This is a genomic window from Acinetobacter sp. YH01007, assembly GCF_013420425.1.
GTDB lineage: Bacteria > Pseudomonadota > Gammaproteobacteria > Pseudomonadales > Moraxellaceae > Acinetobacter > Acinetobacter towneri.
This window is the reverse complement of the sequence record NZ_VOYC01000019.1, coordinates 70,194-82,490: the sequence shown is the minus strand read 5'-3', so window position 1 is coordinate 82,490 and position 12,297 is coordinate 70,194. Positions and strand designations below refer to the sequence as shown.

Below are 12,297 nucleotides of genomic sequence, written 5' to 3'. Positions count from 1 at the left end.
GACTGGCAGTACTTTTATAATCATGAACGACCTCATATGTCAGTAAATGGTTGTCCACCTATTTTTAAACAATAACAAGGCTTTAGATTTTCTACCCATTAATTCAATTAAAAATGGGGGTATTACCATTATAAAATTGATTTATTGTGCAAACATGCTTTTAAAACCTCCCCCTTTGAAAAAGGTGAGCCATATATGGCGCAAGAAGGGGGATTTATTTAAATAAGTCAACCATATATGACGCAAGCAGCGGGATTTTTTTAAACGGTGAGCCAAAGATGGTGAAAACTGCCAATATCGCAAACCCCTCCTAACCTCCATTTACAAAAGAGAGGAACCCTCATTGCATTCCCTTTCTAGCGCACAAACTTAAAGCCGTGCTTAAGTTTGTACTCAGGGAGGAACATATGCCACAAAGCATAACATCTAAAATAAATAGAAAAACGACGCAGATGATTGCACATATAAGAAGCGCAGTGGCACAATGTGTGCTAAATACCCAAATGATCACTCAATTAGGACAGGTATGTTAAAACAATTAAGTGTAAAAAATTTAACGCTTTTCCCACATGAGCACCAGCTTCAATTTGCAGCAGGTTTAAACGTATTTGTAGGCGAAAACGGCACAGGCAAAACACACTTAATGAAAGCCATTTACTCCTTAATTGCCACCAGTGAAGAAGCAAGTCGTAAACAAAACTCCCCTCCAACCAAAACATACTTACAAAAAGCATATGCTGACAAATTACTAGGTGTATTTAAACCCGATACATTAGGACGCTTAGCCAGTCGTAAACAAGGGCGTTCACGTTGTGAACTGACTTTACATTTTAAAGATCCTGTTTTTGATACCAGTATCAACTTTGCCACAAATGCCCAAAGCGACGTACAAATTGAACACTTAGCTGCACAATGGAACACAACCAAAGCACTATTTATTCCTACCCGCGAACTGATGACTATCTACCCAGGCTTTGTTGCATTATATGATATGCATTACGTCCCTTTTGAAGAAACATGGCGTGACACCTGTGTACATTTAAACGTGCCACAACTCAAAGGACGGCGTACGGCAGCAATTGCAGACTTGCTAGAACCTTTAGAAAATGCCATGGGCGGACGGATTTTTTTAGACAAAAGTGGGCGTTTTTATTTAAAGTCCGCGGCTGGAAATATGGAAATGCAATTGGTTTCCGAAGGCTTGCGTAAACTTGCCATGTTGGCACAACTCATTAGTAATGGTGTTTTGCAAGAAAATGGTTATGTATTTTGGGATGAACCTGAAGCTAATTTAAACCCTAAACTAATCAAACTCATTGCAGAGGTGATTTATTCACTTGCAAATAATGGTGTTCAAGTTTTTATTGCCACACATTCTCTATTTTTACTCCGTGAACTTGAAATCATTACTTCAACCAAAAATGAAAAAAGCTTTTCACAGCGTTATTTTGCACTCAAAGCCGAAGATGAAAGTGTGAGTATCGAACAAGGTGATGCACTCACAGACTTACCTACCTTAGTCATGTTAGATGAAGCTTTGCAGCAATCTGACCGATATATGGACCTATCATGATCATCACCGAAGGCGTTTTAAATTTTGACTTTCAAACAGATGATGGTTCATTGCTAAGCAAGTACGACGAATGGCGTTTTTATCGTCATCATTTTTGTAAAATCGCAGAAGGCATCAAAGCGGTTGATTTTATTTATATTGATAAATCTCAACGCTGTACTTGGCTGATTGAAGTCAAAGATTATCGGCATCCGCAAACAGAAAAAATTAAACCCAGTGAACTTGCCGATGCTGTCGCTCTAAAAGTACGGGATACACTCGCAGGCTTAGTTGCAGCAAAATACAATGCGATAGATGTGAATGAAAAACAATTTTCACAACACGCCTTAGAAATGTCAGAAATCAGAGTCGTGCTTCATTTAGAGCAAGTTTTGGCAAAACGATATATTGAACCTGCCGACATACTCACCAAACTCAAGCAAAAACTAAAAGCAATTGATGCACACTTAAAAGTTGTCAACAAAGATAATTTAAAAAGTGATATGCGTTGGGTCGTGAGTTAAAGCATACACTGCCGCTTCTCTTTGAAAAAGTGAGCCAAATATACTCGTGCTAGCCTCCCCCTTTGAAAAAGGTGAGCCATGTATGGCGCAAGGAGGGGGATTTAAAAAGATTAAGCCATGTATGGCGCAAGGAGGGGGATTTTTTAAAAAAATGAGCCATATATGGTAAAAACTGCCAATATCGCAAATCCCTCCTAACCTCCCTTTAAAAAAGGGAGGAATTAAAAAAAGAGAAAAACACCAACAACCCTCACCCCAAAATAATCGGCGCATTGCTCAATTCATTCTGACGATCTATCAACTGGCGGTCATAAAACACATCCAAAATTTCACCAATTTCTTGCACACCTGTTATCACTGCTTGTCGATACTGCTGCTGTGCCAAACCCTGCACGATATGCGCACAGACGTCATCCCACACATGTTGCGTGGTCGCTGTTTTAATCCCACGGTCAATCACAATTTCCACTTTGCGCTCACACAAATTCAGGTACAGCAAAACTCCACTATTCAATTCGGTGTCCCAAACACCCAATTCTGCAAATAACTGACGGGCGCGGGCATGAGTATCTAACGCATACGCCAAACGCGAGGGTAAACAACCTTCAATTACTACCTGAATTTCACCCACATGCCCATGTTCAGCAGCAGTCACAGCTTCTGCAATCGCATGTTGATCCTGCGCATTAAAAAAACGCTTGGTGGCAGGCAAATAAAAGAAATGCTTCAGCCAACGCTTTAAACAGGGTCGTGTTACCATTTCTGTTTTGGGTTGGGTAATAATTTCTGTTGTATCGGTTGTTGTTACCATGATCCTGATGCTCCTCCCCCACCAAAGCCACCGCCTCCGCCGCTATAACCGCCTCCACCACCAAAACCGCCACCGCCTCGTCCACCACCACGTCCCGCAGAGGACAAGAAAATTTGGAAAATGGTCTGTGCAATGGCAGTGATGAGTAAAAAGAAAATCCCCGCACCAATCATTAAACTGGTGATTAAGCCTGCACCATTGACCAAACCTGCCACTGTTCCTGCCACGGCAGCGGTTGAAGCACTTAAGCGTTTTCCGACAATCAGTGAGCCAATTACCCCTGCAATTAAAATAAACAAAGCACTGCTCAAGGTTTTTTCACGTGCCTGTTGTTCGTGTAAGGCTTGTTCCTGACGTTGTTTCAGCTCTTGCGCAGCCTGTGCGGCAACTTCGGGGTCTAAGTTTAAAATCCGTTCAATTTCTGCCAAGCCTGCATCAATACCTTGAGCATATTGCGCTTGTTTAAAATACGGGGTAATACGTTGGTTAATAATACGACTGACCACAATATCGGGCAGTACACCCTCTAAACCATACCCCGTTAAAATCTGAATCCGACGATCATTGACCGCAATTGCCATCAACACACCATTGTCTTGCTTGGCAGAACCAAGTTTCCATTGTTCTGCGACACGCATAGCAAAATCAAAAATATCTTCCTGCCCTGTGGTCGGAACAATCACCACACCGATTTGTGCTTTGGCTTGTTGATGTAAATTTAAAATTCGCTGGCTGATTTGCTGTTTTTCTGCGGCAGTCAGCAAATTGGCTTGATCGACCACGGGCTGATTTAAGGTCGGCAAAGCACGGATGGATTCACCCTCTGCCATATCATTGGTAATTTGTGGTTGCTGAACGGGTGATCCTACAGGTGCTTGCTGAGTGCTCGATGTAGGCTGACGTGAATTCGCAAGATCAGGGATAGGGTTTGCATTTTGAGGATGCTGTTGCTGCACAATTTTACCTAGCACCACAGCTTCGGCGGTTTCATCAGTTGCAGTGGCAACTTCACTATATGCCAAGCAGCTGAAACACATAACTACCATGAGCAGCAGCATCTGCACTAGATTTATACAGGTCTTGCTGTGCAATTGCAGCATCCAGACACCCTCCTAGGCGTTATTCAAACGAAACTTTCGGTGCTGTTTGTGCGCTTTGTTCGGCACTGAAGTTTGGTTTGGTGTCCATACCAATCACTTTGGCGGTCATCACTTGCGGGAACTGGCGTGCATAGCTGTTAAAGTCTTGCACTGTACTGATGTAACGGTTACGTGCCACGGCAATACGGTTTTCTGTGCCTTCTAGTTGTACTTGTAAATCACGGAATTGCTCATTGGCTTTTAAGTCTGGATAATTTTCAGACACCGCAATTAAACGTGATAAGGCACTGGTCATTTGCGCCTGTGCTTCCTGATATTTCTGGAATAACGCAGGGTCTTCTAATACCGACTTATCCACTTTTAAACCTGCGACATTGGCACGTGCCTGAGTGACTTCAGTTAATACCTGTTCTTCGTGTTTGGCATAGCCTTTGACTACATTCACCAAGTTTGGCACTAAATCGGCACGGCGTTGATATTGGTTTTGGACTTCTGACCAAGAAGCAGTCACGGCTTCATCTTTCACTTGTAAGGTGTTATAGCCACAGCCGCTTAAAGTCAAAGTACTGGTTAAAGCCACTGCGAGCATGGTTTTTTTTGTGAAATTCATAAATTAACCTCTAACTTATCTTTGTACTTGTTTGAAATGATTTCATTCTAACGTGAAATTCTGACCTGTTTGTGTATTTTGTTTAATCGGAGATATCACCAGACTGTTTACATCAAAAAATAACCTTGCACAGCAGATAGAATTGATATTGAAGTTTCAGCTCTTAAACCTTATATGAATCAGAAATGGCAATACATTCCACATGAAGATGAGCTGGATAAAATATCCATTAAAAAAGGACTGAATTCCTTAAAACTCAGCCCTTTCTAGATCTAAGCAAAGCAAACTCGTTTAGAGCTCTAAATAATCTAAAATACCTTCTGCCGCCTGACGACCTTCCCAAATTGCAGTCACGACCAAATCAGAACCACGCACCATATCGCCCCCTGCAAAAATTTTCGGGTTAGTTGTTTGGAACTTAAATGTTTGCTGTTCTGCTGCCACTACACGACCTGAACCGTCAACCCCAACATTGGCAGAGGCAAACCAATCTGCAGGGCTGGCACGGAAACCAAAAGCAAGCAAAACGGCATCTGCAGCTAAAACTTCTTCGGAACCTGGAACAGGCTCTGGGCTGCGACGACCACGACTGTCAGGCTCACCCAATTGAGTCGTTACCACTTTCACACCTGTGACTTTACCATTTTCACCAACAATTTCAATGGGTTGACGATTAAATAAGAAATTCACCCCTTCTTCACGGGCGTTGGTCACTTCACGACGTGAACCTGGCATATTGGCTTCATCACGACGATAGGCACAAGTGACTTGCTGCGCACCTTGACGAATAGAAGTACGGTTACAGTCCATGGCAGTATCCCCACCACCCAGTACAATCACTTTTTTGCCTTCAACACTGATGTATTCTGCAGGGTCTTTTTCCCAGCCTTGGCAACGGTTGACATTGGCAATCAAGAAATCCAGCGCATCATAAACACCATCTAAATCTTCACCAGCAAATCCACCTTTCATATAGGTATAAGTGCCCATGCCCATGAACACGGCATCGTAATCTGCAAGCAATTGTTCAATCGTGATATCTGTACCAATTTCGGTATTTAAACGGAATTCAACCCCCATGCCCGAAAAAATTTCTCGGCGGCGTTTCATCACGTCTTTTTCCATTTTAAATTCTGGAATACCAAAGGTGAGCAAGCCGCCAATTTCAGGACGTTTGTCAAAGACCACAGGTTTGACGCCATTACGCACCAAAATATCGGCACAGCCCAAACCTGCAGGGCCTGCACCAATAATCGCAACTTTTTTATCGGTCCATTTCACATGCGACATGTCTGGACGCCAACCCAAGGCAAAAGCAGTATCGTTGATGTACTTTTCGGCATTGCCAATGGTCACTGCACCAAAACCATCATTTAAGGTACATGCGCCTTCACACAAGCGATCTTGTGGACAAACCCGTCCACAAACTTCAGGCAAAGTATTGGTTTGATGACACAATTCTGCTGCCTGAAAAATACGGCCTTCCGAAATTAGTTTAAGCCAGTTCGGAATATAGTTATGCACAGGGCATTTCCATTCACAATATGGGTTACCACAGCCCAAACAACGATGGGTCTGATTGGCCGCCACTTCTGCAGTAAACGGTTTATAAATTTCCACAAACTCATTTTTGCGGACATCGAGATCTTTTTTCTCTGGATCTTGGCGTGCTACATCCAGAAATTGAAAGTCATTATGTAGGCGTTCTGCCATGTCTTTCTCCGTAGGTGGATGTGGATAACGCGACATTTACACTGGGTATAAGTCGAAAGTTATCCACATCTGCCGAATGCTGAGTCGTGGATTATTGTGGATCTGCTTGGGTGGTTTTCAACAAAGTCTGCAAGTTCGCAGCTTTTGGTTTTACCAACCAGAATTTACGGCTATAGAAATCAAACTCATGACGGATCTTATACGCCCACGCACTGCCTGTTTCGGCAATATGTTCATCTAAAATACGTCCTAAGAATGCTTTATGTTCTTCCATCGCTTCAGTCGAAATACGATTCAGCTCAATCAATTCGTGGTTGTAACGATCTACAAAGTCATTATCCAAATCCAGTACATAGGCAAAACCACCTGTCATGCCCGCACCAAAGTTGTGTCCCACTTTGCCCAATACCGTGACAATCCCGCCAGTCATATATTCACAGCAGTGGTCGCCTGCACCTTCAATCACAGCGAAGGCACCTGAGTTACGCACCGCAAAGCGCTCACCTGCCGTACCTGCAGCAAATAATTTACCACCGGTTGCACCATAGAGACAGGTATTACCAATAATGGCTGTGTTTTGAGTTTGGAAAGGCGAACCTTTTGGTGGGAAGATGGAAATTCGTCCCCCCGCCATGCCTTTACCCACATAGTCATTGGCATCACCTTCAAGTTTGATATGCAAACCACCTGCATTCCAAACACCTAAAGATTGTCCCGCAGTACCCGTAAGGTTCAATTTGACAGGATGATGTTCCATGCTCAAGTTACCATAACGACGCGCAATTTCACCTGAAATACGCGCACCAATTGAACGGTCACAGTTGCTCACATTAAAGTAATATTCGCCACCTGTACCTGCTTCAATTGCAGGCAACATCTCTGCAATCATTTTTTCAGCCAAGACGCCTTTGTCAAACGGTGCATTGCCTTCAACCTGACAATATTGTGCTTTGCCTTCTGCCGCAGGGTGCGATTCCAACAAGGCGCTTAAATCCAAGTGCGCATGTTTTTCGGTTTCACCCGGTAAAATTTCTAGCAAGTCGGTACGACCAATCAAGTCTTTCAAGCTAGCAACACCCAGTGCAGCTAACCATTCACGGGTTTCTTCCGCAATGAAAGTGAAGAAGTTGATCAGCATTTGTGGTTCACCAATATAGTGTTCCTGACGCAAATGATCTTGCTGAGTCGCGACACCAGTAGCACAGTTATTTAAGTGGCAAATACGTAAGTATTTACAACCTAAGGCAATCATTGGGGTTGAACCAAAGCCGAAGCTTTCCGCACCTAAAATTGCAGCTTTCACCACATCTAAACCAGTTTTTAAGCCACCATCGGTTTGCACACGAACTTTGCCACGCAAGTCATTCACACGTAATGCCTGATGCGCCTCACTTAAACCCAACTCCCACGGTGAACCTGCATGGTGAATAGATGACAATGGCGATGCTGCTGTACCACCATCATAACCAGAGATGGTAATGAAGTCGGCATAGGCTTTAGCGACACCTGCTGCAATGGTACCCACACCCGGTTCAGACACCAGTTTGACCGATACCATGGCTTGCGGATTGACTTGTTTTAAATCGAAAATCAATTGTGACAAGTCTTCAATCGAATAAATATCGTGATGTGGCGGTGGTGAAATCAAAGTTACACCCGGCACAGAGTAACGCAAACGTGCAATCAACCCATTCACTTTACCGCCGGGTAACTGACCACCCTCGCCTGGTTTTGCACCCTGCGCCACTTTAATCTGCAACACTTCTGCAGAGGTTAAGTAAGCAGGTGTTACCCCAAAACGTCCCGAAGCAATCTGTTTGATTTTCGAGTTACGAATCGTGCCATAACGTGCAGGGTCTTCACCGCCCTCACCTGAGTTTGAACGCCCACCAATAGTGTTCATGGCAATCGCAATCGCTTCATGCGCTTCTGGTGACAACGCACCCAAAGACATGCCCGCAGAGTCGAATCGCGGTAAAATTTGTTCAACCGATTCCACTTGATCTAAGGCAATTGAATGGTCTGTTTTTAACTTGAATAGATCACGAATGGTTGCGATTGGGCGATTATTCACGATTTCTGCATATTCTTTAAAATCTGCATAATTGCCTGAACGCACCGCTTTGTGTAAGGCATTGATCACATCTGGGTTAAAGGCATGGTATTCCTTGCCAAATACAAATTTCAGCAAACCACCCTGATCAATTGGTTTACGCGATTTCCATGCAGTATCTGCCAATTTTTTCTGATCATTTTCCAGATCGGCAAAAGTTGCACCCTGAATACGACTCGGTACACCAATAAAGCAAGTATTCACCACTTCGGCAGATAAGCCGACTGCTTCAAACAACTGACCACCACGGTAAGATGCAACAGTTGAAATCCCCATTTTGGACAAGACTTTGAGCAAGCCTTTTTCAATGCCTTTGCGGAAATTGCTTTGCGCATAAACTGGATCGCCCAATAACTCGCCTTTGGCAATCAAATCATTGATCACATCATAAGCCAAATATGGATACACCGCAGTTGCACCAAAACCGAGCAATACTGCAAATTGGTGCGGATCACGAGCAAAACCAGTTTCCACAATAATGTTGGCATCGGTACGTAAACCGACTTGAATTAAGTGGTGATGCACCGCACCAGTCGCCATGACCGCATTCGCAGGCAAGTAACCTTCACGGATTTTTTTATCGGTGAGTACCAATAAAGTTTTACCCTCACGCACCGCTTGTGCAGCAGTTTCGCAAATCCGTTGAATCGCAGCTTGCAAACCTTCATTTTCGGCATAGTTCAGGTCGATGTCGGCAATTTCATAGCCTTTACGACCCAAAGTGCGAATTTGGTGCATTTTGGAATTGGTCAACACAGGACTTGAAATAATCAAGCGGTCGGCATGTTCTGGGCCTTGCTCAAATACGTTTTGTTCACGACCCAAACAGGTTTCCAAAGACATCACGATCGATTCACGCAATGGGTCAATCGGTGGATTGGTCACCTGCGCAAACTGCTGACGGAAATAATCCGACACATGGCGTACCTGACGCGACAATACTGCCATTGGCGTATCATCACCCATGGAACCCACGGCTTCTTGACCGCTTTCTGCGATTGGACGCAATAATTGATCACGTTCTTCAAAGGTCACCATAAACATTTTTTGTGCGGCTTTTAAGGCATCGCCTTTTAAGCCTTGATCACACAAATATTCTTCAAGCTCTGGGCTACCTTGTAAACGGATTGAATTTTCACGTAACCATTCACGGTAAGGACGCATTCTTTTCAGATGGTTATTTACATCCTGCGTATCGAGCACTTTGCCAGTAAAGGTATCCACCACCAAAATTTGCCCTGGGCCAACACGTCCTTTAGAAATTACATCTTCAGGTTCATAACCCCACACCCCAATTTCAGAGGCCAAAGTGATGTAGCCATTTTTAGTGATTACCCAACGTGCAGGACGTAAGCCATTACGGTCTAACATACAGATGGCATGACGACCATCCTGAATCACCAAACCTGCAGGACCATCCCACGCTTCCATGTGTTTAGAGTTAAATTCATAGAAGGCGCGTAAATCGGCATCAATGGTTTCGACGTTCTGCCATGCAGGCGGAACCAACATGCGTAAGGCACGGAATAAATCCATTCCGCCACCCACCAGAATTTCCAGCATATTGTCCAAGCTAGATGAGTCTGAACCTGTACGGTTTACAATTGGCGTAAGCTCAGTCAAACCCGGTAATAATGGATTTTCAAATTTAGGAGTACGTGCCATTGCCCAGTTACGGTTGGCGGTAATGGTGTTGATTTCACCATTGTGTGCTAAATAACGGAACGGCTGCGCCAATGGCCAACGTGGCAAGGTGTTGGTCGAGAAACGCTGGTGGAACACCACAATATGTGATGCCAAACGCGCATCGGCAAGGTCGGTATAGAAGTCTGCAATCGCTGCAGGCATCATCAAACCTTTATAGCTGATCACGGTTGAGCATAACGTGGTCACATAAAAATATGGATCAGCAGTCAATTGCTGCTCGGCACGACGACGCGCCAAAAATAGTTTGCGGTTAAATTCAACTTCAGTCACACCCAATGGGCAATTGACAATAATTTGCTCAAAAGCAGGCAAAGACTGCATGGCGATTTCGCCCAATGCCTCATTATTGGTTGGCACCACACGCCAAGCCAATACTTTACAGCCTTCTGCTTCAATTTCTTTGGTCAGGATATTTTTAGCATGTGTCGCTAAGGCAGGGTCGAGGTTCAGAAAGACCGTACCCACTGCAAAAATTTCGCTCAGGGTAATATCACTTAAGCGTTTTGCTTCTTCGCGGAAAAATTGCTTTGGCATCGCCAACAGCAAACCACATCCATCGCCCGTTTTACCGTCTGCGGCAATACCACCACGGTGGGTCATGCAACTTAAACTATGAATGGCAGTCTTGACGAGATCATGGCTTGCATCACCCTGCATATGGGCAATTAAACCGAAACCACAGTTATCTTTAAACTCATCCGGTTGGTATAAACCTTGAGCGGGAGCTACAGTATTAGGCGATGGCATGTGCATAGCGTACCCTTCTTTTACTTGCCCAATTGGGCCAATTAAACAATCTGTTTTTGCGATTTAACTCAATTTACAACTCTAAACATCAACCTTGGGTAAATGAAATGTCACACATTTATTTCAATGAATACCGATTAAAAAGCCTGAGTGACCGATTCATCATTTACGCAACTTTTACACTTTAATGTAGCAGGCAAATTTGACAGTTTCGCACAATCATTGAATCTTTTTTGCGCCAAAATAGGGACAACAACTCAATTCACGCACCAATAAAAGCAAAAACAATGCCAACTTTATTTTTTATTCGCACATGAGCCAAATCTCAGCTTTAATCCTAAAAATGTAAAATCAGATCACATTTTTAAGTCAAATTCGCACTATTTTTGTGCATTTCATTATTTTTATACACCATGCTGCGCCATTTTAGAACGCATTTTTTAGTGAGAAGAATAATTTTTTTAGATCAAATTGGTGCAATTGAGCCAAAATAGACAAAAAGGATAAAGCTCAAGTAGCTATTTGAATGACTCGACTTGAGCTAAAAGAATATTGGAAGTGTTTATGATTAGTTAAAAGGATCGCGCACTTCAGGTTCAGGTGCATCTGGCTGAGCAGGTGCTGTACCACTTTGTGATTTTTGTACATCAACGACATTACCCTCCTGATCACGGCGGGTAATTGTAGTGCTGGTAGTACTATTTTGCGGTGCAACTGCCTGCGTAGTCGGTGCAGTCGTTGTGGTTGCAGGTGGACGTGCCAAAGCACTTTCATCTATTTTAGGCACAACTGCAGGACGTAAATTTACTGCATATAATTTGGTGCTCAATCCAATTTCATCCGCCCCTAAGTCATTGACATAAGGACGATAGTCAGCAAATTGCACCACAACAGGCTGAATCGTTTCAGGAAATTTGAATGGCAGTGCGGTCAAGGTCTGTGCAGCGTCACGTTTATTGCCAAAACTGCCATATAACATCACATATTGTTCTGCCTGCCCCTCACCGCTTAAACGAATATAAAACAGCTTGCTACGATCTGTTTGCTTTTTAATAAAACTTTTAATGATATTTTCATCATTAACTCGAAACAGTTCAATCGTGCTGTTATTTTTTTGTTCCTGAATAAATTTAGTACCGCGAAACTCAGCCTCATGCAAACCAGAAGCCGTTAAACGCGTGGTGAGTTCCAAAGGGCGGACTTCTTCTTGCAAGCCACCCAAATAGGTGGTTGCAGCAACCTTTTCGGGTTGAATTTGTAATTCAATTTCAGACTCTGGTTGTTTTTCAATTTCAACCAGTTCTTCACGGTCAGTCACCGCCCAAAAAATCAGTGCCGCCAATAAACACAGCACCGCGCCCAGCAACCAAATTGACTGTTGAATTTTTTGCCAGTGTGTACGCAGTGCTGTCATATGCTG

8 protein-coding genes are annotated in these 12,297 nt (G+C 43.6%); 2 read left to right on the top strand and 6 right to left on the bottom strand.

Annotation, left to right across the window (positions count from 1 at the left end; genetic code table 11):
- Window positions 1-526 precede the first annotated feature (526 nt).
- Window positions 527-1,573 carry an ATP/GTP-binding protein gene (locus FTT74_RS11010; protein WP_154320259.1) on the top strand — a complete coding sequence of 349 codons (1,047 nt, stop codon included), beginning with the start codon at window positions 527-529 and terminating at the stop codon, window positions 1,571-1,573.
- Window positions 1,570-2,076, top strand: a complete 507-nt coding sequence (locus FTT74_RS11005) for a hypothetical protein (protein WP_179989033.1) — start codon at window positions 1,570-1,572, stop codon at window positions 2,074-2,076. The genes FTT74_RS11010 and FTT74_RS11005 overlap by 4 nt, the downstream gene beginning before the upstream one ends.
- Window positions 2,077-2,326: 250 nt before the next feature.
- Here the strand turns inward: FTT74_RS11005 and FTT74_RS11000 are convergent, their stop codons facing one another.
- The 6 genes from FTT74_RS11000 to FTT74_RS10975 all read right to left on the bottom strand — a co-directional run bounded on the left by FTT74_RS11000 (window position 2,327) and on the right by FTT74_RS10975 (window position 12,291).
- A complete protein-coding gene (locus FTT74_RS11000) occupies window positions 2,327-2,887 on the bottom strand; it encodes a TPM domain-containing protein (RefSeq protein WP_179989032.1) in 561 nt (186 codons plus the stop codon).
- Complete coding sequence (locus tag FTT74_RS10995) at window positions 2,881-3,987, bottom strand: YgcG family protein (RefSeq protein WP_179989031.1); 1,107 nt, start codon at window positions 3,985-3,987, stop codon at window positions 2,881-2,883. The genes FTT74_RS11000 and FTT74_RS10995 overlap by 7 nt, the downstream gene beginning before the upstream one ends.
- 19 nt (window positions 3,988-4,006) lie before the next feature.
- Window positions 4,007-4,597: a LemA family protein gene (locus FTT74_RS10990; RefSeq protein ID WP_019836149.1), complete on the bottom strand. Its 591-nt coding sequence runs from the start codon at window positions 4,595-4,597 to the stop codon at window positions 4,007-4,009.
- Window positions 4,598-4,888: 291 nt separating this feature from the next.
- Window positions 4,889-6,310 (bottom strand): FAD-dependent oxidoreductase, encoded by a 1,422-nt coding sequence (locus FTT74_RS10985; RefSeq protein ID WP_179989030.1) that lies wholly within the window; start codon window positions 6,308-6,310, stop codon window positions 4,889-4,891.
- A 91-nt stretch (window positions 6,311-6,401) separates the two neighbouring features.
- Window positions 6,402-10,877, bottom strand: coding sequence for a glutamate synthase large subunit (gltB, locus tag FTT74_RS10980; RefSeq protein ID WP_179989029.1), 4,476 nt, complete (start codon window positions 10,875-10,877; stop codon window positions 6,402-6,404).
- A 568-nt stretch (window positions 10,878-11,445) separates the two neighbouring features.
- On the bottom strand, window positions 11,446-12,291 hold the full coding sequence (locus FTT74_RS10975; RefSeq protein ID WP_179989028.1) for a hypothetical protein: 846 nt from the start codon (window positions 12,289-12,291) through the stop codon (window positions 11,446-11,448).
- Window positions 12,292-12,297: the final 6 nt, after the last annotated feature.

What these genes read in the sequence shown, in the direction of transcription:
- FTT74_RS11010 (WP_154320259.1), top strand. Translation starts at nt 527, where the DNA reads ATGTTAAAACAATTAAGTGTAAAAAATTTAACGCTTTTCCCACATGAG.
- FTT74_RS11005 (WP_179989033.1), top strand. Translation starts at nt 1,570, where the DNA reads ATGATCATCACCGAAGGCGTTTTAAATTTTGACTTTCAAACAGATGAT.
- FTT74_RS11000 (WP_179989032.1), bottom strand. Translation starts at nt 2,887, where the DNA reads ATGGTAACAACAACCGATACAACAGAAATTATTACCCAACCCAAAACA.
- FTT74_RS10995 (WP_179989031.1), bottom strand. Translation starts at nt 3,987, where the DNA reads ATGCTGCAATTGCACAGCAAGACCTGTATAAATCTAGTGCAGATGCTG.
- FTT74_RS10990 (WP_019836149.1), bottom strand. Translation starts at nt 4,597, where the DNA reads ATGAATTTCACAAAAAAAACCATGCTCGCAGTGGCTTTAACCAGTACT.
- FTT74_RS10985 (WP_179989030.1), bottom strand. Translation starts at nt 6,310, where the DNA reads ATGGCAGAACGCCTACATAATGACTTTCAATTTCTGGATGTAGCACGC.
- gltB (WP_179989029.1), bottom strand. Translation starts at nt 10,877, where the DNA reads ATGCCATCGCCTAATACTGTAGCTCCCGCTCAAGGTTTATACCAACCG.
- FTT74_RS10975 (WP_179989028.1), bottom strand. Translation starts at nt 12,291, where the DNA reads ATGACAGCACTGCGTACACACTGGCAAAAAATTCAACAGTCAATTTGG.